This is a genomic window from Clostridium autoethanogenum DSM 10061 (assembly GCF_001484725.1).
In the GTDB taxonomy this organism is placed as follows: Bacteria; Bacillota; Clostridia; order Clostridiales; family Clostridiaceae; genus Clostridium_B; species Clostridium_B ljungdahlii.
In genome coordinates this window covers 2,635,934-2,660,825 of the sequence record NZ_CP012395.1, presented here as the reverse complement: position 1 = coordinate 2,660,825, position 24,892 = coordinate 2,635,934, and the positions used below count along the sequence as shown (strand labels likewise).

Below are 24,892 nucleotides of genomic sequence, written 5' to 3'. Positions count from 1 at the left end.
TTCTCAACATAATTATCTCTAAATTTTCATGTAAACAGAGTTCTTTATTATATCAATCCTAAAACCTTAGCTAATTTTGATGTAGTAACTGCCCTATTAATAACTGGAGCATCTACCATCTTACCATCCAGTGAAAATACTCCAAGTCCTTTTTCTTTTGCTTCATCCCTTGCCTTTAATACTCTAAGAGCATGCTTCACTTCTTCTTCTGTTGGAGAAAAAACATCATGTATAGTATCTATTTGTCTTGGATTAATAGATGCCTTACCTGTAAAGCCTAGACTCTTTGCTTTACTTGTATCTTTCTTTAGTCCCTCATAATCATTTGTATCTGTGAACGGTGTGTCAATTGCATCAACTCTTGCTGCCCTACAAGCAGTAGAAACTCTATTCCTAGCATAAAAAATTTCTTCTCCTTCTTTAGTTCTTTTTATACCAAAATCTGAAGTTAAATCTTCTGCTCCCAAAAGAACTCCTGAAACTCTTTTCGAAGAATTTATTATTCTATATACATTTTCCAGGGCATATGCAGTTTCAATTATTGGAAATAACTTTATATTTCCTTTTTGAAAATTACTATGTTTTTCTATTTCACAAAGCATATTATCTATATCTTCAAGTTGTTTTTCTGTTGCTTTAGGTATCATAAGTACATCTGGTTTTACACTTGCAATAGCTTTTATATCCTTTGGACCATATTCTGTATCCAGTGGATTTACTCTAACTACCAATTCTACCTTAGAATAGTCCAATGAACTAATTGCATTTTTTACTAATGCTCTGGCACTATCCTTTTCGGTAAGACTAACTGCATCTTCTAAATCAAGTATTACAGAATCAGCTCCAAGTATTGGTGCATTCTGGAGCATTCCCGGATTGTTACCGGGCATAAAAAGCATTGTTCTCCTTAATCCCTTCATTTATATTACCTCTTTTCAATTGTTATAATGCCCTTTCTATAGCTGTCTGAACTCTAGCTCTTATAGTATAATCTAATGCTCCCTTATCCTGAGCTTTAATTTCTATATCCTGAATGTTCATTTTTTTAATTTGATCTATAATGACACTTTCTATTTGTTTACCAAACTGCTTCATTACAACACTATCAATTTCAACTTTTATTCCACATGATTCATTTGGTACAACCATTATTAAAATGTCATTAGATTCAAGTGTACCTGCTTTAGCTATTTTATTGATCTTCATATATATGCCTCCTTATTTCATTTAAAATTTCTAAGATAACATTTTCAAAAGCATAGTAGCTATAACTACCATTGTTGCTCCACCAAGTCTAGTAGATATTTGTGAAAAAGGCATTAATTCTATTCTGTTTGCAGAGGAAAGTATAGCTACATCACCTGTTCCTCCCAACCCACTATGACAAGCAGTTACTAAAGCTGATTCAATAGGATACATGTTTAATAACTTACCTATGAAAAATCCTGAAGCAACCATTGCTATAACTGCTGCTGCACAAATTAAAATATATATAGGTGAAACTACAGCTACTACATCTTTCCACGGTGTATAAACTACTCCAACTCCAACAAGCAGCGGCCACGTAAGACTTTTGCTTGTAAAACTATACATATGGTAAGCTCCTGTTTCAATTTCTTTTGGAAGAAGCTTTAAGTATTTAACAATTGCCGCCATAAAAATCATGATAACTGGTCCTGGAATACCAATGAATTTACTTGCTAATGCTCCAAACACAAAGAAAGTACAAGCAACTAACAATCCTCCACCCATTAAATTGAAATCTACAGTTTTTTCAGTATTCATAGCTTCTAATATTTCTTTATCATCACCTGTTTTTACTAAAAGTCCGTTACCTGTAAGATGTGGTTTCTTTTCAGCCAAATGTTTTAATATACCGGATATTATTATTGCAACTACATTTCCTATCATAGCTGCTGGTACAAGTTGTGCGATAAATGCACTCTGGGACTCATGGAGAACATCTGCATATCCCATTGAAAGAGGAAGTACCCCTTCTCCAAGTCCTCCTGATAATATTGGGCAAATTACATAAAAAAATGCTTTTTCTGCTTTAAATCCAAATATAACTGCAATAAGTAATCCAAATAATATAGAGCCTATCGTTCCTACTATAAGCGGAACAAACATTCTTATAAATCCTTTTATCATTACTTTTCTATTCATTCCAAGGATACTTCCTGTAATTAGGCATGATATATACAGGTACAAAAAATTTGAACTTTTCATAAGAGTAGTCATTGCTTTAATTGCTGATGGATTTATCAATTTATAATAAACCATTGCAGAAGGAATAAATATTGTAAAAATAGCTGGACCTCCTATGTTTTTCAGTACAGGGAGCTTTGACCCTATAGCTCCAAGAAATATTCCCATTGTCATTAATACTGCAAAACCACCTATCATATCATTAGGCAATTTATTATATACACATGCTAAATAAACTATAATTGCTATTACAATGTATAATGGTATAGAAAAAACACCTAATTTTGATTTTAATAGTTTTGAAAAAACGTTTTCATCATTTTTAGAATTAACTATATTTTGCAAATCAATCACTCCTTAAATTTTGTTTTCTACAAGTATAATTGTAGAAACGTTTTCACATCTTAGATAGTTTATTAAAGTTTTATAATAATTAAGTAATTAAAGTTATTAGACTATTTAACCACCTTAATTTTTTAAGTTAACCCTATGTTTTTCTAATTTTTATAAACTAAATATGGTGATTTATTTTCATTATTACGGAGTTTTCTTAATTTTATTTACTGTTTTGAATTAACAGGTTATTATTAAATTAAAAGAAAAAGCATTTGTAATTTATAAATTTAAAAATAAAGGTGGGGAATATTTATGGATTTTAGAATTGAAAGTGATTCCATCGGTTCAAAGGAAGTACCTACAGAGGCTTATTATGGAGTTCAAACATTGAGAGCAGCTGAAAATTTTAATATAACAGGATATAAATTAAATACAGAGCTTGTAAAAAGCCTTGTTCAAATAAAAAAGGCAGCAGCTATAGCTAATTATAAAGCAGGACTTTTAAATGAAAACATTGAAAAAGCAATAATTGAGGCTAGTGATAAAATACTCGGTGGTAATTTGCAAGATCAATTCATACTAGACCCTATTCAAGGTGGAGCTGGTACCTCTGCAAACATGAATGCAAATGAAGTAATCGCAAATGAAGCTATTCAGATTTTAGGAGGTAAAAAAGGAGACTACTCAATTGTACATCCTAATGACCATGTTAATATGGGACAATCTACAAATGATGTCTTCCCAACTGCAGGAAAAATAACTGCTTTAAAACTTCTTTTAAAAGCTATAGAACAACTAAAGAAATTAGATATGAATTTAGATATAAAAGCAAAAGAATTTAATAATATTATAAAAATGGGAAGAACTCAGCTTCAAGATGCGGTTCCCATTAGATTAGGACAAGAATTTAAAGCTTATAGTTCCGTTATAAAACGAGATATCTCAAGACTTGAAGCTGCAAAAAAAGAATTAGAAGTGTTAAATTTAGGTGGTACTGCAATAGGTACTGGAATAAATGCAGATAATAAATATATGAATACAGTAGTACCTATACTCAGTGATATTATTGGCATACAATTAGAACAAGCTGATGATTTGATAGATGCCACACAAAATTTAGATGGTTTTGTGTCAGTATCTGGTGCTATAAAAACCTGTGCCGTTAATTTATCTAAAATGGCAAATGATTTAAGACTTATGTCATCAGGTCCAAGAACTGGTTTAGAAGAAATAAATCTTCCACCAAAACAAAATGGATCTTCCATAATGCCAGGAAAAGTTAATCCTGTAATTCCAGAAGTAATGACTCAAGTGGCCTTTAATATTATAGGAAATGATGTTACAATAACAATGGCTGCTGAAGCTGGCCAACTGGAATTAAATGCCTTTGAACCAGTTATATTCTTCAACTTATTTGAATCCATAGAAACCCTTACTAACGGTGTAAAAACTTTTACAGAAAATTGTATTTCAGGTATAACAGCAAATACAAATAGATGTAAGAAGTTAGTGGATAATAGTGTTGGCATAGTTACTGCCATTACACCTTATGTTGGATACGAAAAGGCTGCCTCAATTGCAAAAAGTGCTATAAAAACAGGAAAGCCAGTAAAAGAAATCATACTTCAAAATGGTATTTTAAAAGAATCTGAATTAGATCGTATACTAGATCCTATAAGTATGACTGAACCTAGGGAATTAAAAAAATATGAATTTGCTTAATATGGGTTTAGAAAGCCTATAACGTAATATAATTTCCAGTAACCTGTTTTTCATTTATTATTTTGGTTGCTGGAAATATTTTTTATCATACAAGGAGGTTTACATATGAACAATTTAAAGGAAGAAGCATTAAAGTTTCATAAAGAACATGAAGGTAAAATAGCACTTAAAAGTAAAGTATCTGTTAAAACTAGAGAGGACCTAGGCTTAGCATATACTCCAGGTGTTGCTGAACCATGTCTTGAAATCAACAGGGACTATAATACGTTATACGATTATACTTCTAAGGGAAATTATGTAGCAGTAGTAACTAACGGCAGTGCAGTTTTGGGACTTGGAAATATAGGTGCTGCAGCTGGCTTACCTGTAATGGAAGGTAAATCTATTCTATTTAAGACTTTTGCAGGAGTAGACGCTTTTCCTATTTGTGTTGACAGCAAAGATCCTGACAAGATTGTAGAAACAGTAAAATTAATAGAATCCACATTTGGAGGAATAAACCTAGAAGATATAAAAGCACCTGAGTGCTTTGAAATAGAAGATAAATTAAAAAAGGTCTGCAATATACCAGTTTTTCATGACGACCAGCACGGAACAGCAGTAGTAACTTTAGCTGCTATGATAAATGCACTTAAAATAGTAAACAAAAAATTTGAAGACTTAAAAGTAATAATAAATGGTGCAGGAGCTGCAGGTACAGCAATTGCAAAACTGCTTGTAAGTAGAGGAGTTAAAAACATTATTGTATGCGATAGAAAAGGTGCTATATCAAAAGATAGAGAAAATTTAAGTGCTGCAAAAAAAGACCTAGCAGAAGTTACAAATCCTAGTATGATAAAAGGTGCACTTAAAGATGTACTAAAAGAAGCTGATGTATTCATAGGTGTATCTGCTCCTGGAGTAATTACTCCTGAAATGATAAAAACAATGGCTAAAGATCCCCTCATTTTTGCTATGGCCAATCCTAAGCCTGAAATCTACCCTGATGAAGCAAAAGCTGCAGGTGCCAGAGTAGTTGGTACGGGAAGATCAGATTTCCCAAATCAAATAAATAATGTTCTTGCATTTCCTGGAATATTTAGAGGAGCACTTGATGTAAGGGCATCAAAAATAAATGAAGAAATGAAAATAGCTGCTGCATGTGCTATAGCAGACATAATAACTGAAAAAGAACTTAATGAAGATTATGTTATACCAGATGCTTTTGACTCAAGAATAGCACCAAAGGTAGCTTATTATGTAGCAAAGGCTGCCATAGAAAGTGGAGTTGCAAGAAGAACTGACATCACTCCTGAAATGGTAGAAGAACATACTAAAAAGCTTGTACAAGCATAATAAACACAAAAATTTAAAGTCTGGTTTTCTTCCAGACTTTAAAAATATTATCTATACAATTCCTTTATGTTCAATAATAGTAGAAAGAATAATAAGAGTTTGTGTATTACCATACTGCTGAATTTTACCTACTAATGTTTCTAACTCGGACGTCTCTTTGACTATTACTTTAACAGTCATGGAAAAACCTCCTGTAACATGATAACACTTCACTATACACTTACTTTTTCTTACAAAATCAATAAATTCTTTTCGTTTACCTGCTTTTAATGTAATATTTATAAGAGCTTCTATATTCATTCCCATCTTCTGGGGATTAATAACAGCCCTATATCCCATAATAACATCTGCTTCTTCAAGCTTTCTTATGCGTTCTGCGACCGCAGGAGGAGTTAGACAAACTATTTCTGACAATTTTTTTATTGAAATCCTACCATTTTTCTGCAGGCACTTTACAATTTGACGATCAATCATGTCCATTTTCTATTCCTCCATAATGTAAAAAATGAGACGAAAACAATTTTGTTCTGAATATCTCTTATAGGTAAATTTAGTAAAATGTAAACATTTATATGTAAATTTATTCCATTAAAATACTACCACTTATCCAATTGTAGTACATTTTTATTATAGTTTAAATATACTATATGTCAATAAATTATCCTCAATAACTTTTAAAATAAACTTTTTCATCCTCCCAATTAATTTTTTTAATTTAATATTTAATTTACCAACTAAAAAAACAAAATAATCTATATACAACTTTTTATAAATAATATTCCAACTATGAAAACAACATATAATAAGGCATTAAGAGATAATCTCCAAGCTGATAAATGGCTTTTTCTTAAAGTTATCCATAAAAATAAGATTGCTATAAAAGTTATAAAAGCTGAAAGCGCCAGACTTTTATCAAACATCCATGGTGTAAAAATAATTCCAAGTGCACTTGGCACAGTAGCTTGAATCATCATAGATCCACTGATGTTTGCAAGTGCTAAATTTTCCTTTCCCTGTCTTACCCATATAACTGCATTTAGTGTCTCCGGGAGTTCTGTTGCCACAGGACTGAGTATCAATGCTATTATATGCGGTGGTACTCCAAGGAAGCTGCTTAGTGAGCCTAAATTGTGTACGAATATCTGAGAACCTGCAAAAATAAATACTAGAGATACTATGGTTTGACCTAAAATCATAATTTTTGTAGGATGTGTATTTTTAGGACTAATCTTTAAAGGTTCAAGTTTTTCTTCAGTTTCTTCCGCACCTGCCTTTAATTCCCCATAAGAATAAAGTACATAAACAGCCAGGAATAAAAATCCCAACCAGTGCTTTATGGAAAAAGCTACAAATCCCAATGCCACTTTAAATGCAAAAATACACATAAACCAAATTTGGTCTCTTCCCAACTTTCTTGCGTTAATTTTAATATGCTTTCCTATTTTCCTCTTACTACTAAACATAATTATGCTTACCCCAACTACTGCATAAGCAATGGTACTCAGTACAAGAGGACCTCCCAAAGCTGAACCAACTCCGATATCCTTTTGGCTTGAGTTTGCTCCAAATACTACTGCAATTAAGGTCACAATACTTTCAGGTAAAGCAGTACCAAAGGCTGCAAGTACAGTTCCTACTGCATTTTTGGATATATTAAAAGCCTTGCCCACCCATTCAATACTATTAACAAAAAATTCGCAGCTAAAATAAATTAAAAGAGCTGACAAAAGCATAGTAATACCAGATAAAATCATTTTAAACGCCTCCTCTTAAAGTAAAAAATAAAAAAAGACTTCTGGTGTATTAAACTAAATACACCAAAAGTCTCGTTACACATAATTGTGGATAATGCCAGGTTTTTAAAAAGCCAATATGTTGACATTATCTTTCAAACTACTCCCTCTTGACTATATATCAATTTATTATATTTTACTCACATAACTTTATATTGTCAATTAAAATCTCAACATTTCATTAAAAACTCTTATGGCAAAATTGTCCGTCATACCGGATGTATAATCTATGATAGCCTGGATATAATCACGATAATTCTTTAAATCATAAATTTTTTCATTATCTCTCCATTTTCCTTTAAATTGAATACAATATTTTTTTAACCATCCACAAAATCCCTCATGCAGCGAAGGATATATCCTTTTAAAGTCTTTAATTTTGTCTAAAGTTTCTTCACCATCATAATAACCCATTAAAGTATTTAATATGGTATCTAAAACCAATTTTACATAATTTTTAAAATTATTAAGTCTTTCATGATTATAAATATTTTCATAATTAAATTTATTCACAAGATTAATAAAAGTCAAATATTTGCTTGACAATACAATACCATTATCCGGACTGCTATTTTGACATAGGTCTACAATAAAATTATGCATGAGCACCGTATTATTTATTTCTCTTATACTGTGTATACCAACAGTATCTTTTGTTATATTATATAGTTCTTTTAATTGACTTCTCTTTAATATTCCAAGTTTAAAAGCATCTTCTATATCCCGCCCCAGATAAGATATTTTATCTGCTATCTTGACGACACAACCTTCCCAGGTATAAGAAGATATTTGTAATGTTTTTTGTATGTCGTTTAAATCTACAACCTGATCTCTTGGAAAAATTGCCTCTGCTCTTACCTCTCCACAGTGACATACAATTCCATCTCTTACAGCATAGGTTAAATCAAGATTGCTTTGCTTTCCCGCAGGGTTTGGTAAAGTTTCTATTTTATCTACAAACCTTAAACTATTTTTTTCGTGCCAGAATTCATTGCCTAATTGTGCTTTAGAAAAGTCTCCTAATATTTTTTCACCTTCATGTCCAAAAGGGGTATGTCCTAAATCATGTCCAATAGCAACGGCTGTAGTAAGCTGTGTATTTAACCCCAAATAGTTGGCAATAGTATAGCTCACAGCAGAGACATGGTTTACATGTTCGATTCTTGTACATATATGGTCATTATCTGTTGCAAAAAATACTTGAGTTTTATGTTTTAGTCTCCTGTATGAAGTAGAATGCAATATTCTATTATAATCTCTTGAAAATTCGCTTCGGAGCTCATGGTTTCTTTCATACAACTTGTTTTCTCTAGAAATGCTTTGTTTCCATTTTTCGTTATTCTCTGTAGTAGCAACATCTAAAAATTTTTTTCTCTCCATTTTTCGACCTTCCTTTTTGCAACTTGTATCGCGTAAATATTATAACATAACTATAATTTCCTATACATTATAAGGACATAATAGTATGATAAGTATTGTTAATATAAAAGTATACGAGGTAAAAAAAATTATGGATAAACTAGAATTTAAAGATTTCGCATTAAGCGAAGATATATTAAAGTCAATAGAAAAATTGGGATATAAAAATCCGTCTCAGGTTCAAGAAAAAGTAATACCACTTATTTTTAAAAACAAGGATATTATAGTAAAGTCACAAACCGGCAGCGGAAAAACAGCAGCTTTCGCCATACCAATCTGTGAAAAAATAGAACTTGAAGAAAAAAATTCCCAGGTATTAGTACTTGCTCCTACAAGAGAACTTGCACTGCAAATAAAAGAAGATTTTTACGATATAGGAAGATTTAAGAGAATAAATTGTACTGCAATCTTTGGAAAAGAGCCTATAACAACTCAGATAAAAGAACTTAAACAAAGAACTCACGTAATAGTTGGAACACCAGGAAGAACACTAGATCATATAGAAAAAGGTACTCTTTCCCTGAAGAAAATACAATATTTGATCATAGATGAAGCAGATGAAATGCTAAATATGGGATTTATAGACCAAGTTAAGGCTGTTCTAGATAAGCTGCCTAAAAATAGAGTAACTCTCCTTTTTTCTGCAACCATTCCCCAGGAAATACTTAAATTATGTGCTGCATATATGAATAATCCTATTAATGTAGAAATAGACGCCGAAGATCCCGTAATAAATAGAATCAATCAAATATATTATCAGATAGAGGCATATAAAAAATTCGATTTGTTAAATAAGCTAGTATATACTCAAAGGCCAGAAAGTTCTATGATATTTTGCAGAACAAAGAAGAATGTAGAAGACCTTGTGCTTCAAATGAAAGGTAAAGGTTATTCCTGCAGTGGTCTTCACGGAGGAATGCTTCAATCCGAAAGAATTGATGTTATGAAAAGATTTAAACGAGGAGAATTTATTTTCCTTGTATGCACGGATGTTGCAGCCCGTGGGATAGATGTAGAAAATATAACTCATATCATAAACTATGATATTCCTATGGAAAAAGAAAGTTATGTTCATAGAATAGGAAGAACCGGTCGTGCCGGGAAAAGTGGAACTGCCATAACTTTTGTTACACCTAAAGAATATAGATTTCTAGAAGAAATAGAAAAATTCTTCAATCTTACTATTGAAAAAGGTACAATTCCATCAAAAGAAGAAGTAGAAAAAGGTAAGGATATATACAAGGAAAAATTAAAAGCTGCTCCTAAGATAAAAAAAGATAAATCCACTAAACTAAATAAAGACATCACAAAAATATATATAAGTGCAGGTAAAAAGAAAAAAATAAGACCAGGAGATATTGCTGGAACTATATCAAGTATCGATGGTATTAATCCTGAGGACGTTGGCATAATAGAAATTCAAGATAACTTTTCTTACGTTGATATACTATCTGGGAAAGGCCATATAGTTCTCGATGGGCTTAAACACAAAACCATCAAGGGGAAATCTGTAAGAGTAGAAATAGCTCAAAAATAATGCTAAACCTATAGGATATTCTAACTTAAAAATCAACTTATGTGTAGAAATATTTTTAAGTTAAGAATTAATAATTAAGAATTAATAGTGAAGGTCAATTTTTCTCCTCTACGCTCCGAAAAATTTAAAATTTGAAACTTATTGAGTCTTTGAATAAGTAATACCACATTTTAGATTTTCTGAAGTGCTAATGGAGGAAAATCATCCATAACTATTAACTATTAATTCTTAACTCTTAATTTTTAATTACTAAAAATATTCGGAGTATAAGTTGATTTTTGCTTAGAAACCCTATAGGCGTAAAGCTAAACTAGATTAAATTCAACATTTACACGATCTTGTAAATCTTTATTAGGCTTTCTTATAGGCTTTATTGCTATTAATTCAACAACCATTTCCTTTACAATATTTCTAAATTTATTTACTTCCTCTAAAATCTTATAAGGCTCAACACCCTCATATTTATTTTTATCAACTGTTAAAATAAGTCTTTTTACTTTCCAATCTCCTCTATAACCATAGTCAGCTCTCCAATAAAACGGTTGTCCAAAATACCCAAAAGAGTTTAAAAAATACTGCCTAACATGAGTAGGATCTTCAAAAGCTTCATCACTGGATCCATAAGGGCACCTAAAAGTAGCTTTAGCATTTGGTTTTGCTATTCTATGAAGTTCCTGCATCATAGGCAGTGCATTTTTTATATGCTCAATTAAGTGGCTTGCATAAAACTCTTCAAAATAGTCATCCTCAAATGGAAGCTTAACATTAGTACATTCATCTAAATTTGCAACTACATCCACACCTGGAAGCTTTATAAGATCTAAGTTTATCCATCCTTCAAGTATAGTTCTTCCACATCCAAGATGAAGTTTCCTATACCCCCTATCTTTATAGCAATTTTCTTCTTCACTATTATATTTCGTTATAAACCACTCCTAAACATTTACTAGAGAATATTCCTTCATGCTTTTAATATATATTATTTACAGCTACATAAAAATGTGAAAAGTATCCAACGAATTCATACTTTCTTTACTATAATTATATTAAACTTTTTATATTAATATACCTTACCCTTTTCCTGTTATGGAATTTCTAAGCAAAAAATCAACTTATACTCCCAATATTTGTACAACCACAAGTACAATTAAATATTTCTAAGTATAAGTTGATTTTTAAGTTAAAACTCTATATTGCATTTCTTAATCAGTAATAACTTCTTTACTCTTAATCTTTTTCTCTAGTTTCGTATTTACCATAGAATAAACTACAGGTACTACCACAAAAGTAAGGAATGTAGCTGTCAAAAGTCCACACATCATGGCAACAGACATAGGTCCAAAAAGTGCACTACCTGAAAAAGCCAGTGGTATAAGTGCTGTAATTGTTGCCGTAGAACTCAATATTATAGGCCTGAATCTTTGGCTTACGGCAAACATACAAGCATCATCTACAGAAAGCCCATCTTCTCTGCCATTATTTATATACTCAATGAGAAGTATGGCATTTCTTATAACAACTCCAATTAAGCTTATTATGCCCATAAAAGCTGTAAGTGACAGATTCATTCCAAAAGCATGAAGTCCTATTGAAACTCCTATAAGGGACAGCGGCAGAGAACACATTATTACAAGTGGTTGTACAAATGATTTAAACTGAATAAACAAAAGTACATATATTATTACTAAAATGAGTACACCTGCTACACCAAGGCTTGTGAAGTATTTACTTATCTGAGCCTTTTCACCATCATATATAACCTTTACTGGATCTATACTCATTCCATCTATTTTTTGTTTCAATTCTTTTTCTATATTAACTGAATTATATCCACTTTTAACATCACTATAAATAGTTATAGTTCTGTCTTCTTTATAATGAGTTATCTTATCTATCTCCGAATTAAGTTTAACAGATGCAACCTCATATAAAGGTATTTTATTCTTGGTAACACCTGATTCAATATATAAGTTTTTCAAGTCTCCTACAGATGAAATATTTGTTTTGACCATAATATCATATTCATTACCATTTTTTCTATAAGTAGAAGCCTTATACCCTTTAAGTGCAACATTAATCTGCTGCAGTATATCTGACTTTAATAAGCCAAGTTGTGATGCTCTATTTTCATTTATATTTACTTCATATTCATAAGTCTTTTTAGCAGCGTCATCTCTTACATTCATAGTTCCAGGTATATTTTTTAACTGCTGCTGTATCTTTTCAGAAGCCTTCTGAATCTGATCCAAGTCATCTCCAGTAAGTCTTAAACGTATCGGTGCACCTATAGGCATCGCTTCCTCAAGTTGTTTTACTGTAGCTGTACCACCAGAAATTTTATTGTCTATTTGATTCTGTACATATTCTACTAACTCCTGCCTAGTTTTAAACTTATTTGTCTTATTTAAATCTACTTTTACCATAATTTGAGCTGTATCATCTGCAGGTGCAACTGTAGGTAATGTTACATAAAACTTAGGCATACCACCTCCAATAGCTGAAGTATAAGCTGTAACTTCTTTTTGCTGTTTTAATATGCCTTCTATTTGGTTCACCAACTTGCTGGTACTTTTTATATCCGCAACTTTTTCATTTGAGACATCTATATATATCATATTTTTATCTACATAAGGGAAGAGCTGCATTCCGAGAGTTTTAATTAAAATCAATGCCACTGCAAAAACAGCTAATGCTGCCCCAATAATAGTTTTCTTGTGCTTAAGTCCATATTTTAAAAGATTCTCAAACATCATACGGATTGGATTTTGCCGTTTGCTCTCCTTACTCTTTCTAAAAAACAAAGAAGACATAGCTGGTGTTACAAACAACGCACATAAATAAGAACAAATTACACATATTATAACAACCTGTGGCAAACTCTTTAAAAATTTGCCGACTACTCCAGATATGGAAAGCAGCGGTAAGAAGGCTCCTACAATAATTAATGTAGAGGTAAATACTGGAACAAATAATTTCTTTATTCCATTAAATGCCGCTTCATTTCTCGGCAATCCATCATCTATTCCAACCTGTATGACATCTCCTATTACTATGGCATCATCAACAAGTATTCCAAGTGCTATAATAAGTGCTGTAGTTGACATCTGTTCAACTTTTATTCCAAGAGCATACATAATAGCAAAAGTCATGCATATTGATATAGGTATAACTGCAGATACTACCATTGCATTTCTAAATCCCATGCCTATAAGAACAGTTATGATTACAAGTATTATTCCATCTCTGAGATTTTTCATAAAAAATGAGACAGAATCACTTACATCTTTAGGTTGAAAAGTAACTTCATCTATTTTGAGATCACTTGGAGTTCCTTTTTTTATTGTGTCTAATTTTTTCTTTATGTCATTTCCTATTGGAATTATATTTTTATTTTTTTGAAAATACACCGCAAGCAATACTGCATTTTGAGCATTGTCAGTAAATTTATAGGTTGAATCATCATCATAGTCCATATATACTTTTGCTATATCTTTAATTCTTACCATTTCACCTGTACTACTTGAGACTCCTACAACAGTATTTTCTATATCATGCAGTGAACTAAACATACCTGGTGTATTTACTTTTATCTTACCCGTAACCAAATTTAAGGAACCTGATGGTATGTCTACATTCTGTGCTTTTAATACAGAACATACATCTGCTACAGATATTTGATATTTATTTATTTTATTCCAATCTATATCTACTTTTACTTGTCTATCCTGCTTACCCTTTACATCTATCCTAGAAACACCTTCAGTATCACGAAGTTCCTTCTTTATATCATCAGCATAATCTCCTAACTGTTGATAAGAATAATTATTACCTGATATACTTATTATGCTGCCAGCTGTTTCTGTAAGATTAGTATTAATTTCACTATCATTACATCCACTTGGAAGGTCAGATTTTAAATCTTTTATCTTATCTCTTAAATCTCTCCAAGATTTATCTTCATCAGCATCATTGTTTAAATAGAGTATAACTATTGACGCATTGCTTTCTGAATAAGATTGTACATAGTCACATCCATCAACTTCCTCGGCTTTCTGTTCAACCTTTTTAGTAACCAACTTTTCTATATCGCTAGGTGAAGCACCTGGATAAACTGTAGTAATCATAGCTGCTGGAGATGCAACATCTGGGGTTTCCTGTTTTGAGATTCCACTATAACAGTAAAAGCCACTAACTATAATTATAGCCACTAGAAATAATACAATTTTTTTATTTTTTATAGCTGCTTTAATTAATCCCATATTATATTCTCCTTCTATTTAACTGTAACTTTATATCCTGATTTTAAGTTCTTCATTCCTTGAACTACAAGTTCATCTCCATCTTTTAACCCATCTACTGAAACTTTATCCTCATCAGTATCGCCTAAAGTTATATTTTTCTTAACAGCATGTCCATTTTCAACTACATAAACATAATCTTCGCCATCATTTAAGACTGAACTAATTGGAACGGATATAGAATTCGTTTGACCCATGTCTATGTAAACTGTTGAAGTTTCACCTACATAATATTTGCTAGAGTCTACAGGAGTAGACAACTTGATTTCAGCACTATATGTTCCAGATTTACTATCTGCCATTTGGACTATATTTATAATTTCTCCTTGTGCCTTATCGTCTCCAATATTTACTTGTGCCTTTGTCCCAACTTTTACTTTCTTTACATCATCATCCGACAGACCTACTGTAATAACCTGATTTTCACTTCTAAACAATATTACTGGACTACCTGCCTGCTGCATTTCTCCTTCTTTACCTAATACATCAACAACATAACCATCCATATCTGCAGTCATAGTAGCATCATTAAGTAAACTTTCTTTTGAATCATAATCTGCTTTTGCCTCATTTAATTGGTCCAGAGTTGCTTGTTTGTCTTCTGGTCTAGACCCATTTTGAAGCTGCTGCAAACTTTGCTCGGCACTATCTAATGCATTCTGAGTACTGTCTACCTGAAGCTTTGTATCATTTAACTGCTGATTTGAAATAGCTCCGGCTTGATTTAATTTAAGATATTTATTATATAAATCTTTATAATAATTATTGTTATCCTGTGCATTTTGCACGGCTATTTGAGCTTTATTTATATCTTCCTGCTGTGCTCCATTTACTGCTTTACTATATTGTGCCGAAGCTGTATCCATTTGAGATTTAGCAGCTTGTGCTGCAAAATTTAAATCAGTTTTATCAAGGTCTGCTAATTTTTCACCTTTTTTTACATGTTGGCCCTTCGATACATATATCTTTGAAATTTTAGCTGAACTCTTAAAAGATAATTTTCTAACTTCACTGCCTCCTGTTAATCCTTCATATTGGAGTGTCATAGGAAAACTTCCGCTTTTAATTTCCACAGTTTTTACCGGATAACTTTTAGCAGTAGGTTCTTTTTCTTTATTCTTTGAAAAAGCTGTAAAATACGTTGTTAATGCAATAATAACTACAACAACTAAACAAATAATAGGTACTTTTTTTCTTACAACAACATTAGGTACCTTTTCTCTTATAACATTAAGAACTTTGTTTGACATAATACACCTCCTAATATAAGAATGATAAGTCGCGACCATGTGGTCAATCAATAAATTATACCACCTACGTACTTTTATTGTCAATACTAGAAAACTTGATCATAAATGTTATAATTACTATTGAGAGATTCCATGATTATAAACCTATTGCTTAAATTGTATTAATTATAAAATTAGGAGTGATAAACTTTGCCTAATAAAACTTTTTTTAATTTGCCAAAAGAAAGACAGAAGGAAATTATAGAAATATCTATTAAGGAATTTTCAAATCACGATTTTGATTCATCTTCTTTAAATAGAATTATAACTAATTTAAAAATTGCTAAGGGAAGCTTCTATAGATATTTTAGTAATAAAACAGACCTATATATCTTTCTTATTGACTATACCTTGAGCAAGCAATTAGCTTATATAACCAACTTTAAACCAGAAGAAGAGTATTTAGATGCTATAACGTTGTCAAAAAAACTTGTAATACATGTATTGGAATTTGATTTTATGTATTACAACTATGCTAGCTTTCTTTTTCATGCCTGTAAAAGTGAACAATTTAAAAGCTATTTACCAACGAATCGAAAAGAATTTATAGCTATAATAGATATATTTCAAGATAAAAAATTGATACGTAGGGATTTAGATAAAAATATTATAATATTTTATATATTTAGAAATATGGTACTTCTCAGAGACTTCATTGTGGAGAGACTCAATATACCAGAAGTGGAATTTTCCAAAGGATATGCTACATATAAAAAGCATGAAAAATCTATAAATGAAATCACAGAGACATACTGCGATTTATTAATAAATGGGATAAAGCAAAAATGACTTATACATAATAAAAAATATATAAGTCATTTTATGTACGTTAGGCAGTTAATTATGTTTTGGCTCTTCTCCAAAATACTGATAATAATAACATTTTAATTTCCCATTATATAGTTTTCTATTCTTATCTGATTTTTTTCCAAAATGTTTTTCAAATCCTTCATGAGCCGTTATTATAAAATAAGACCAATTTTCAAGCTTTGAAAATACGCTGCCCATATCCTCATAAAGTTTCTCCACTTCTTTGACATCTCCAAGTCTTTCACCATAAGGTGGGTTACTTATTATAAAACCATATTTCTTTTTTGAACTAAAACTTTGAACAGGAATTTTTTGAAATTCAATTTGGTCTGCCACTCCTGCTTTTTTAGCATTATCTTTTGCGGTTTTAATTACCCAGCCATCTATATCCGAAGCTAAAATTTTAAACTCTTTATTATTTATGGAATTTCTAGCATGCTTTCTCAAATCATCCCATAAATCATGAGGAATTATACCCCACTTTTCTGACACAAAGCTCCTATTTAAACCTGGTGCTATATTTTTTCCTATCATAGCAGCTTCAATGGCAATAGTTCCAGAACCGCACATAGGATCTACGAGTACTCTAGAGGGCTCCCATTTGCTTAGGAGAACTAAAGCTGCTGCTAAAGTTTCCTTCATAGGTGCTCCACCTGAGTTCTTCCTATATCCCCTCTTATGAAGTCCTTCACCGGAAGTATCCACAGTTAAAGTTACTATATCCTTTAATATTGCTACTTCTATTTTATATTCTACTCCATCTTCACTAAATTTCTCTCTGTTATACTTTTTTTTCATAGATTCAATAACCGCTTTTTTAACTATTGACTGGCAATCCGGCACGCTATGTAGTTTGGATTTTATAGATTTTCCAGTTACATGCATAAACGCATTTTCAGGCATTATGCTTCCCCAATCTACAGCAAGCGTTCCTTGAAAAAGTTCTTCGAAACTTTCAGCTTTAAATTCTGACATTTTTATAAGTACCCTGTCTGCAGTTCTAAGCCACAAGTTACAGGTAACTACATCCATCTCATCTCCAGGAAAAGTAACTTTACCATTTTCCAATTTTAAGTCATCATATCCTAAGTTTTTAAGCTCTTTAGCCACTACGGACTCAAGTCCAAAAGTTGATGTGGCAATTAAAGTATAGTCCATATTATCCTCCTAAAGTTATATATAAATCTAGCTTTCCTTTACAAGTTCTATAGTTATTATATCAAATGTAGTTTTAATTTATATAGAAATTATAAAATATAAGGCCAACAATTAACAAGTATTATTAATTGTTGGCCAGAGTATTATTAATTCAGAATTTCTGTTTATATTTACCTTTTATCATCTTTGTTATATTGAAGGGCGGCTTTGCCTTCGTCGCCAGTACTTATTCGTATAACATTTTCTACATTATATACAAATATTTTTCCATCGCCCATTTCTCCAGTGTGGAGAACTTTTTTAGCAGTTTCAACAACTTTCTCTACAGGTACCTCACAAACTATTATCTCTACTTTAACTTTAGGCAATAAATTAATATCCATAGTTAACCCACGATAATATTCTTTATGGCCTTTTTGCATTCCACACCCTAAAACATTTGTAACAGTCATACCTGAAATGCCTATATCTCCTAATGCTTTTTTCAGCTCTTCAAATCTTCCGCCAGAAGTAATAATATCAACCTTAGTAAGTTTGTCTCCCATTATTTTACCTCCTTTAAACATATATTTGCTTTCATAATACAGCTTATGATATTTTATGAAAATTAACTCTCTAATTCAATTCTTATTTTAAACTAGAGTTCCCTTTCTTACAATAAAATAGTCAATTGTTAAATATTCATTCCTCCATAAGCTTCTTCACCGTGTTCTGTAACATCAAGTCCAATTTGTTCATCTTTATCAGTTACTCTTATACCACTTACAGCTTTAATTACTTTAATTATTATAAATGTAACTATTGCAGAATATACAACACTTGCCACAACAGCTGTAAGTTGAATTAAAACCAATTTAGGATTTCCATGTATAAGTCCACTCGCACCGGCAGAGTTTATTGCTTTCCATGCAAATATTCCTGTAGCAATTCCTCCCCAGATTCCTCCTACACCATGACATCCAAAAGCATCAAGTGCATCATCATATCCAAACTTAGATTTTACAAAAGTAACAGTAGTGTAACAAATAGCTCCTCCTATTAATCCAATAAGTATTGAAGCTAAAGGACTTACAAAACCTGCAGCTGGAGTTATAGCTACAAGACCTGCAACTATTCCACTAGCGACTCCAAGAGAAGTAACTTTCTTCCTATAGAGAAGTTCACAAATACTCCAACTTATTGCTGAAGCTGCTGCGGAAGTATTTGTAGTTATAAAAGCATTTACTGCTACATCATTTATAGCAAGTGCACTTCCAGCATTAAATCCATACCAACCAAACCAAAGTATGGCAGCTCCTAAACATGTCATCGGCAGGTTACTAGGTTTTCCTACATTTTTCCTTTTACCAAGCATAAGTGCTGCCACAAGTCCGGAAATACCTGAACTAATATGAACTACATTACCACCTGCAAAATCCAAAGCTCCGAGATTTTTAAGCCATCCACCTGTTCCCCATACCCAGTGAGCAATAGGATCATAAACTAAAGTTGTCCAAAGTAAAACAAATGCTACCCAAGGCATAAATTTCATTCTTTCTGCAATAGATCCTGATATAAGTGCTGGAGTTATTATAGCAAACATAAGCTGAAACAGCATATATACTTGCTGTGGAATAGTAGCTGCATAATCTGCATTTGGTGCAAATCCAACTCCTTTTAAGCCTGCAAAATTAAAACCACCTATGATTCCTCCAATGTCTGTACCAAAACACAATGTGTATCCTATAAGTATCCATTGAATAGATATAACTGCTAAAGCTGAAAAACTATGAAGAGTGCTGTTTAAAGTGTTCTTTCCTCTAACCATTCCTGCATAAAATAAGGCCAGTGCTGGAGTCATTATCATTACTAGTGCCGCGCTTATAAGTACGAAAACTGTATCTGCTCCATTTACTCCGTTCATAAAAATACCTCCTTTTAAAAATGTGTATAAATTTTTGAAAAACTTATATATATAATACTAATTTTTAGACAAATTATCAATAGTAATATTAAAATTTTAATAATTTATTATGAATAGTATATTTTTATTAACAATTGCAGAATTTAGTTCATTAATATTCATATAAGAATTTATTCTTATATATTTCAGTATTGTATATAAGATTAAGAAATATACTACACATTATTAATGAATACTATAAATTAAAATTTAACAAAAAGAGTAGACAAACTTTCTTACGATGAAATAGGTGAGCTTTCAAGATGGTTTAATAAATTTATAAATAATCAAATGTCTATGATAAAGAGAGTTGGTATTTCTTCCAAAACATCAAAAGACTCTGTTGAAGTAGTTTCCAATTTAACTACGGACAATATATTTCAAATAACTAATAAAGAAATCGAAGATGTAGACAACATAGTTGTAAATATAAATCAAGCTGCAGATGAAATAAATAGAAGAACAGTTAAAGGTACTAGCAGTAGTGAGGAATCCCTGAATTTACTTGAAGAAATACTGAGCAAAACAACAAGGTTAAAAGAAATAAGTGATACTTTAGAATATTCATCTGACAACCTTCAAGAAATGGTAGGAGCATTTAAGATAAGCTAAAGAAAATAGATTCATGAATATTTTACTTTCATGAATCTATTTTTATGACTTATTTTTATCAATAACTAATTTTGTGATCCGATCAATCTCCTGATTTACAATGGAAATACCCTTATTCCAATTATATTTTTCTTTGTCTTTAATATGTGAAATATTATTGTAGTTAATTTCATCAGAAACATCAATAATATATGATCGTGTTGGAGTTTCACTTATTTCTATAGATAGCAGCAGCCACTTATTTTCCATTAGCAAGCTTTCAAAACATTCTTTAAAATATGCACATATGTTTTCAAGTGTTGGATTCAACGTATTAAATGGAGTAATGTTATTAATATATTTATCTTGAAACTTTTGCAAGTATTCTTCAATATTCTTTTCTATATCATTAAAAATAATAAAGTTATCTTCTAACTTAACTGTATCCAGGGTAATCTCCCAAGTATGTGGGTGTTCTTCACCCAAAATACCCTTTAGATATATAGAGTGTGATGCATTGAGGTAAAATTTAAATCTATATTGGTTATATTTCAAAAGTTTATTCCTCCATTTCCACATAGTAGTTATACTTCAAGTATTTCAAATTACAGTTGCCTAATATTTTTTTCTGTAGACTTTAAAATTCTAAATAAATTTTGCGTTTCAGATGTTTTTACTGCAACTCCAAAAAATATACTACATATAGGAACGATAAAACTACTTCTTATTTTTTCTCCTATTTCATCTACTTTTCTGAAAGCAGCTTCTCTACCTGTGTTAATCATAATTAGTACAAATTTATTATCACTTATTCTTGAAACAATATCAGATTCATTACAACTTTCTAAAAGTATTTCTGCTAATTCTACTAATACCTCATCACCCTTTCCACGGCCTAAAACATTATTTACATTTTTTATACCTTCTATACTTACTCTAATTACTGTAATAGGAAAAAATAACTCCTCATTCATTTTAGGAAGGATGGTATAAAAAAACTTTCTATTATACACTCCTGTAAGTGGATCACATATGGTAGCCTTACGTGCAGCTTTCTCCACCTGACTTATTGCAGAAACAAAGTTTTGTACTTGAATGTTCTTGTTTTTAAGTTGGTTTGTGAGGCTCTTTACTTTTTTAAACATGAGATACAGGTATAGTGAAAAAGCTGCTGAAAGTATTATAATTGCCATAGTAGCTATTCCACCAAGAATATATAACCTTACAACGTGTTGATTGAATAAAGTCTCTCTAAATAGATAATTTTCTGAAGTTGACATTCCTATAACATATTTCTCGTTTAATACTTTAAAAAAGCACCAGGAAACAATTTCTTTTCCCTCTTTACTGTCCTTTACAATTTCACCTTTACCACTTATCCCAGAGTTCATGAGACCTTTTACTTCATCCAAGTTACCGCCACCATTATATTCCCATAAATTAAAACTATCTTTTAATCCTTTACCTTTATACTCTTCAGTGGTTAAATAATTTCTTTCAAATAAAATATGCTTGCTATTATAAAAAAACATATATTTATTTTGAGAATTTATCTCCTTTTTAATAATCTCACTTATAACCTTTTCTTCTGCCAAATGTAATGTAAGTCCCTTATTTTGTACATAATCATTTAAACTTTCCTGTAGCCTGTCTGATAATTGATTAGTAGTTGAATATTGCTCTCTTGAAAAAGCATCTATTATATTCTTTTTATGATTGCCTATTTCATAAAATATGTCAAGCCACAATGCTGAAATAAAGGCTGCAGTTATTATAAAGATTAGAAGTATTTTTATCAAATAATTTTCTGATGCTCTTTTCTTCATCATCAATGCAGTTTCCTCTCTTGAAATTATGATCTTAGTTTTATTTCTCCAATACAATATCATGGATTATTGACTATCCTTCTTACTTTGTCTATTATTTTAAATACTCTTTGAAAATCCGACTTACTTACATTGCAAAATGCTCTATACTCCTCTTTTAAATTCAGTGTCTTCCACTTACTCTCAAGCTTTATACTGTTGATAATTCCTGCAAACCTTATCCAAAATATCATAAAGTTAAATAGGGGCATTAAAACAATCAAATAAACTTTTGCAGAATAATATTTCCTTATATCCTTATACTCTGCGAGATATACCCTTACATTTAGATAAAATAAAAATGCAGATAGAACATATAATAAATATATTACAAATACAGATCCTAAGACAAGATAAAGGGGATAATCCATAAATAGAAGAAATATAAGGGCAAAATACCATATCATCCTAGGAAACGCAAATGTATGATCATACATCAATATTCTTATCATAAAATTGCTGAAAAATCCTCCAGCTGAATAGATCTTGTCCTTTAAAAACATATGTGAAACTTCCATTTCGCCGCGCTGCCAACGCTGACGCTGGGTATATAGCTTATTAAAATTATCGATAGGTTCAACAAAAAAAAGTGCATTTTCACACAAGTATACTTTTTTCTTTAATAAATGTCTGACTTGAAAAGTTATCTGGGTATCTTCACATACAGTTTCACTATTGTAGAGCTGAGTTTTTAAGATTGTAGATTTTCTAAATGCTGAAAAAGCACCAGATAAAGTATATATACTGTTGAGCTCCGATTCAAAATTTCTTCCTGCTAAAAATGCTTGAGCATATTCAAAAAATTCACACCTTCTTACTAACTTTAAAAATGGAGTTTTAGTGTTTTCTATATATTTGGCATCAGTTAAAATTGCACCAGTCATACAGTGGATATGCGGATTTTCTTCAAAACGTACAACCATATTCCTTATTGCGTTAGTTTCAAGTATGCCATCGCTGTCAATGTGAATTATATATTTTCCTCCGCTATTAAAAAGTGCCATATTAAGTGCTTTTGATTTACCTTGTTTTGCATTTAAGTACCTCATGGACAGCCCTTCAAATTCTTTCTGGCTTTTTGTAAAAATTTCGAAGCTATTATCACTACTCATATTATTTACAAGCATCACATCTATAAGTCCAGTAGGATAATTAGATTCATATATGGATTTAATGCAAGATTCCAGGGTTTGTGCAGAATTATATACAGGAACAATAACTGTTATTTCCGGAAGTTTTCCTGAAAAGCATTCCTTTTTTAGGGACATTTTCTTTTTAATTAGAATAAAAAATCCTACAATGGAAGGCACGATTTCCATTATAAAAGGTATTATGATCCACGCCATCCAAAAAATCATTTCCTTAAAGGTTTTACTTAATATCATCTCCATATAAAACATTACCTACCTTTTGCCTTTTAATTTGAGACCTGGTAAATACGTAAAAGTACAAAATTATTGACAAGGCATAAAAAACTATTCTTCCAAATATAGTATGAGCAAAGTAAAAAATATTGTTACCATAATAATATACAAGTATACAAATAATAAAAATTCTAATTATATTCGCCACAAATATCCACACTACTCCTATTATATTGTACATTATTTTTTCCAGTGTATTATATAAAGGAAAGAACCATAAAAGTGCAGTAAAAGCAAGTATCTCTATTACTCCTGAACACTCATAGTCTATATACATGGATATAGCTGACCCTCCACTTTGTATAAGTATAAGCGAATACTGGTAAAAAGCCTGGTAACATCCTGTGACATCCCCCATAATACCCGAAGCTGCTGCAACTGAACGACTTAACATATTTACTAAATAAGGCTGTAAAATCACCATCATGAAAAAAAACAAACCAACAGATCCAACCACAAATTTAAAGAAATGCAATTTAGCCCTCGTAAAAACCGTTATTAAATATATCCATACAATTAGTAAAAAACATATTAATATCTTCATTCTATTTTTCTCTTTCTACGATAGATAAAAAATCCAGAAGCAACAATCAAGACACCTATAGAAACTCCCATGTAAGGATAGGTACTACCTACTTGAAATGCTATACCCTGGTTACCTAAATTAGGAAACTGAAGATTTAAGGTAGTCATTTGGTCTTTGACGTCCTTTTGAAAAATAGTTAAAGGTATTCTAAACTCACCCTGATCACTTGTTTTTCCGTCGATGTTGCTTCCACGTACTACGTATCCGTCTGTAGAAAACGGCCTGTAATCCATGCTATAATTATAAATAGATATACGTCCTTTGGACGGTCTATCAACCTGTATAGTCAAGTTTCCTTGAATGCCATTATTATCAGAATACATTATTATATAGTTATTCAACTGCTGCCCACCTACAGTTGCCATTTTTATATATAAATATAAGTCTTTATCATCTGAATACCACTTCACAGTGTGAACTGCTCCCTGCCAATAATATAATTTTTGGCTTGGTTTATCAATCCAGTCATCAAAATATCCATCTAGTGTCACCCCACTGTCAGCAGCATATACTTTTAGAGGATATAAAAACATTACAGATATAAGGAGTACAGATATAATTGTAATTATCTTTTTCATT

The 24,892-nt window shown here is 31.2% G+C and carries 22 protein-coding genes; 5 read left to right on the top strand and 17 right to left on the bottom strand.

Features of this window, described 5'->3' with window-relative positions; genetic code table 11:
• Window positions 1-47: 47 nt before the first annotated feature.
• The 3 genes from CLAU_RS12170 to CLAU_RS12160 are packed head-to-tail and all read right to left on the bottom strand — an operon-like array spanning window position 48 to window position 2,562.
• Window positions 48-920: an HpcH/HpaI aldolase/citrate lyase family protein gene (locus tag CLAU_RS12170; RefSeq protein WP_023162637.1), complete on the bottom strand. Its 873-nt coding sequence runs from the start codon at window positions 918-920 to the stop codon at window positions 48-50.
• A 22-nt stretch (window positions 921-942) separates the two neighbouring features.
• Window positions 943-1,206: a citrate lyase acyl carrier protein gene (gene citD, locus CLAU_RS12165; protein ID WP_023162636.1), complete on the bottom strand. Its 264-nt coding sequence runs from the start codon at window positions 1,204-1,206 to the stop codon at window positions 943-945.
• A gap of 30 nt (window positions 1,207-1,236) precedes the next feature.
• Window positions 1,237-2,562: a 2-hydroxycarboxylate transporter family protein gene (locus tag CLAU_RS12160; protein ID WP_167599648.1), complete on the bottom strand. Its 1,326-nt coding sequence runs from the start codon at window positions 2,560-2,562 to the stop codon at window positions 1,237-1,239.
• 294 nt (window positions 2,563-2,856) lie between these two features.
• Here CLAU_RS12160 and CLAU_RS12155 point away from each other — a divergent pair, with 294 nt between their 5' ends.
• Both CLAU_RS12155 and CLAU_RS12150 read left to right on the top strand, forming a co-directional pair.
• Window positions 2,857-4,266: an aspartate ammonia-lyase gene (locus CLAU_RS12155; RefSeq protein ID WP_023162634.1), complete on the top strand. Its 1,410-nt coding sequence runs from the start codon at window positions 2,857-2,859 to the stop codon at window positions 4,264-4,266.
• A 105-nt stretch (window positions 4,267-4,371) separates the two neighbouring features.
• Window positions 4,372-5,601 (top strand): NAD(P)-dependent malic enzyme, encoded by a 1,230-nt coding sequence (locus tag CLAU_RS12150; RefSeq protein WP_023162633.1) that lies wholly within the window; start codon window positions 4,372-4,374, stop codon window positions 5,599-5,601.
• A 51-nt stretch (window positions 5,602-5,652) separates the two neighbouring features.
• On the opposite strand, the gene CLAU_RS12145 is transcribed toward CLAU_RS12150, so the two are convergent.
• The 3 genes from CLAU_RS12145 to CLAU_RS12135 form a co-directional block, all read right to left on the bottom strand.
• Entirely contained in the window at window positions 5,653-6,081 is a 429-nt protein-coding gene (locus tag CLAU_RS12145; protein WP_013237097.1) for an Lrp/AsnC family transcriptional regulator, read from the bottom strand.
• Between the two features lie 272 nt (window positions 6,082-6,353).
• Window positions 6,354-7,355 carry a sodium:calcium antiporter gene (locus tag CLAU_RS12140; RefSeq protein ID WP_023162632.1) on the bottom strand — a complete coding sequence of 334 codons (1,002 nt, stop codon included), beginning with the start codon at window positions 7,353-7,355 and terminating at the stop codon, window positions 6,354-6,356.
• Window positions 7,356-7,556: 201 nt separating this feature from the next.
• The gene (locus CLAU_RS12135) at window positions 7,557-8,774 is read right to left on the bottom strand and encodes a deoxyguanosinetriphosphate triphosphohydrolase family protein (protein WP_023162631.1); all 1,218 of its coding nucleotides are present in this window, start codon (window positions 8,772-8,774) and stop codon (window positions 7,557-7,559) included.
• A 130-nt stretch (window positions 8,775-8,904) separates the two neighbouring features.
• Between CLAU_RS12135 and CLAU_RS12130 the strand changes: the two genes are divergently transcribed.
• Window positions 8,905-10,350: a DEAD/DEAH box helicase gene (locus CLAU_RS12130; protein WP_029170188.1), complete on the top strand. Its 1,446-nt coding sequence runs from the start codon at window positions 8,905-8,907 to the stop codon at window positions 10,348-10,350.
• Window positions 10,351-10,655: 305 nt separating this feature from the next.
• Here CLAU_RS12130 and CLAU_RS12125 read toward each other — a convergent pair whose 3' ends face one another.
• The 3 genes from CLAU_RS12125 to CLAU_RS12115 form a co-directional block, all read right to left on the bottom strand.
• Window positions 10,656-11,150: a methyltransferase domain-containing protein gene (locus CLAU_RS12125; RefSeq protein ID WP_013237092.1), complete on the bottom strand. Its 495-nt coding sequence runs from the start codon at window positions 11,148-11,150 to the stop codon at window positions 10,656-10,658.
• A gap of 402 nt (window positions 11,151-11,552) precedes the next feature.
• A complete protein-coding gene (locus tag CLAU_RS12120; protein ID WP_023162629.1) occupies window positions 11,553-14,609 on the bottom strand; it encodes an efflux RND transporter permease subunit in 3,057 nt (1,018 codons plus the stop codon).
• A 14-nt stretch (window positions 14,610-14,623) separates the two neighbouring features.
• Window positions 14,624-15,898, bottom strand: a complete 1,275-nt coding sequence (locus CLAU_RS12115) for an efflux RND transporter periplasmic adaptor subunit (RefSeq protein ID WP_023162628.1) — start codon at window positions 15,896-15,898, stop codon at window positions 14,624-14,626.
• A gap of 189 nt (window positions 15,899-16,087) precedes the next feature.
• On the opposite strand from CLAU_RS12115, the gene CLAU_RS12110 reads away from it, so the two are divergent.
• Window positions 16,088-16,726: a TetR/AcrR family transcriptional regulator gene (locus tag CLAU_RS12110; RefSeq protein ID WP_023162627.1), complete on the top strand. Its 639-nt coding sequence runs from the start codon at window positions 16,088-16,090 to the stop codon at window positions 16,724-16,726.
• A gap of 48 nt (window positions 16,727-16,774) precedes the next feature.
• Here the strand turns inward: CLAU_RS12110 and CLAU_RS12105 are convergent, their stop codons facing one another.
• From CLAU_RS12105 to CLAU_RS12095, 3 genes are all read right to left on the bottom strand, one after another.
• Window positions 16,775-17,905 (bottom strand): THUMP domain-containing class I SAM-dependent RNA methyltransferase, encoded by a 1,131-nt coding sequence (locus tag CLAU_RS12105; protein WP_023162626.1) that lies wholly within the window; start codon window positions 17,903-17,905, stop codon window positions 16,775-16,777.
• Window positions 17,906-18,075: 170 nt separating this feature from the next.
• Window positions 18,076-18,450 (bottom strand): P-II family nitrogen regulator, encoded by a 375-nt coding sequence (locus CLAU_RS12100; protein WP_013237087.1) that lies wholly within the window; start codon window positions 18,448-18,450, stop codon window positions 18,076-18,078.
• A gap of 128 nt (window positions 18,451-18,578) precedes the next feature.
• Window positions 18,579-19,808 carry an ammonium transporter gene (locus tag CLAU_RS12095; protein ID WP_013237086.1) on the bottom strand — a complete coding sequence of 410 codons (1,230 nt, stop codon included), beginning with the start codon at window positions 19,806-19,808 and terminating at the stop codon, window positions 18,579-18,581.
• 336 nt (window positions 19,809-20,144) lie between these two features.
• Here CLAU_RS12095 and CLAU_RS12090 point away from each other — a divergent pair, with 336 nt between their 5' ends.
• On the top strand, window positions 20,145-20,459 hold the full coding sequence (locus CLAU_RS12090) for a hypothetical protein (protein WP_029170189.1): 315 nt from the start codon (window positions 20,145-20,147) through the stop codon (window positions 20,457-20,459).
• Window positions 20,460-20,501: 42 nt separating this feature from the next.
• On the opposite strand, the gene CLAU_RS12085 is transcribed toward CLAU_RS12090, so the two are convergent.
• From CLAU_RS12085 to CLAU_RS12065, 5 genes are read right to left on the bottom strand one after another with little or no spacing between them, the layout of a single operon-like run.
• Window positions 20,502-20,993 carry a 6-carboxytetrahydropterin synthase gene (locus CLAU_RS12085; protein WP_023162624.1) on the bottom strand — a complete coding sequence of 164 codons (492 nt, stop codon included), beginning with the start codon at window positions 20,991-20,993 and terminating at the stop codon, window positions 20,502-20,504.
• A gap of 50 nt (window positions 20,994-21,043) precedes the next feature.
• Complete coding sequence (locus tag CLAU_RS12080) at window positions 21,044-22,267, bottom strand: GGDEF domain-containing protein (protein ID WP_207644229.1); 1,224 nt, start codon at window positions 22,265-22,267, stop codon at window positions 21,044-21,046.
• A gap of 56 nt (window positions 22,268-22,323) precedes the next feature.
• A complete protein-coding gene (locus CLAU_RS12075) occupies window positions 22,324-23,694 on the bottom strand; it encodes a TIGR03111 family XrtG-associated glycosyltransferase (RefSeq protein WP_029170190.1) in 1,371 nt (456 codons plus the stop codon).
• Complete coding sequence (gene xrtG, locus CLAU_RS12070) at window positions 23,675-24,271, bottom strand: exosortase family protein XrtG (protein ID WP_023162621.1); 597 nt, start codon at window positions 24,269-24,271, stop codon at window positions 23,675-23,677. Before xrtG ends, CLAU_RS12075 begins: the two co-directional genes overlap by 20 nt.
• Window positions 24,268-24,891 carry a Firmicu-CTERM sorting domain-containing protein gene (locus CLAU_RS12065; protein WP_023162620.1) on the bottom strand — a complete coding sequence of 208 codons (624 nt, stop codon included), beginning with the start codon at window positions 24,889-24,891 and terminating at the stop codon, window positions 24,268-24,270. The genes xrtG and CLAU_RS12065 overlap by 4 nt, the downstream gene beginning before the upstream one ends.
• Between the last annotated feature and the right edge of the window lies 1 nt (window position 24,892).

Excerpts from the sequence above, each read along its gene's own strand:
- CLAU_RS12145 (WP_013237097.1), bottom strand. The coding sequence starts at position 6,081 with ATGGACATGATTGATCGTCAAATTGTAAAGTGCCTGCAGAAAAATGGT.
- CLAU_RS12120 (WP_023162629.1), bottom strand. The coding sequence starts at position 14,609 with ATGGGATTAATTAAAGCAGCTATAAAAAATAAAAAAATTGTATTATTT.
- CLAU_RS12090 (WP_029170189.1), top strand. The coding sequence starts at position 20,145 with ATGATAAAGAGAGTTGGTATTTCTTCCAAAACATCAAAAGACTCTGTT.
- CLAU_RS12105 (WP_023162626.1), bottom strand. The coding sequence starts at position 17,905 with ATGGACTATACTTTAATTGCCACATCAACTTTTGGACTTGAGTCCGTA.
- xrtG (WP_023162621.1), bottom strand. The coding sequence starts at position 24,271 with ATGAAGATATTAATATGTTTTTTACTAATTGTATGGATATATTTAATA.
- CLAU_RS12170 (WP_023162637.1), bottom strand. The coding sequence starts at position 920 with ATGAAGGGATTAAGGAGAACAATGCTTTTTATGCCCGGTAACAATCCG.
- CLAU_RS12095 (WP_013237086.1), bottom strand. The coding sequence starts at position 19,808 with ATGAACGGAGTAAATGGAGCAGATACAGTTTTCGTACTTATAAGCGCG.
- CLAU_RS12075 (WP_029170190.1), bottom strand. The coding sequence starts at position 23,694 with ATGGAGATGATATTAAGTAAAACCTTTAAGGAAATGATTTTTTGGATG.
- CLAU_RS12130 (WP_029170188.1), top strand. The coding sequence starts at position 8,905 with ATGGATAAACTAGAATTTAAAGATTTCGCATTAAGCGAAGATATATTA.
- CLAU_RS12150 (WP_023162633.1), top strand. The coding sequence starts at position 4,372 with ATGAACAATTTAAAGGAAGAAGCATTAAAGTTTCATAAAGAACATGAA.
- CLAU_RS12155 (WP_023162634.1), top strand. The coding sequence starts at position 2,857 with ATGGATTTTAGAATTGAAAGTGATTCCATCGGTTCAAAGGAAGTACCT.
- CLAU_RS12080 (WP_207644229.1), bottom strand. The coding sequence starts at position 22,267 with ATGATGAAGAAAAGAGCATCAGAAAATTATTTGATAAAAATACTTCTA.
- citD (WP_023162636.1), bottom strand. The coding sequence starts at position 1,206 with ATGAAGATCAATAAAATAGCTAAAGCAGGTACACTTGAATCTAATGAC.
- CLAU_RS12140 (WP_023162632.1), bottom strand. The coding sequence starts at position 7,355 with ATGATTTTATCTGGTATTACTATGCTTTTGTCAGCTCTTTTAATTTAT.
- CLAU_RS12065 (WP_023162620.1), bottom strand. The coding sequence starts at position 24,891 with ATGAAAAAGATAATTACAATTATATCTGTACTCCTTATATCTGTAATG.
- CLAU_RS12115 (WP_023162628.1), bottom strand. The coding sequence starts at position 15,898 with ATGTCAAACAAAGTTCTTAATGTTATAAGAGAAAAGGTACCTAATGTT.
- CLAU_RS12135 (WP_023162631.1), bottom strand. The coding sequence starts at position 8,774 with ATGGAGAGAAAAAAATTTTTAGATGTTGCTACTACAGAGAATAACGAA.
- CLAU_RS12100 (WP_013237087.1), bottom strand. The coding sequence starts at position 18,450 with ATGGGAGACAAACTTACTAAGGTTGATATTATTACTTCTGGCGGAAGA.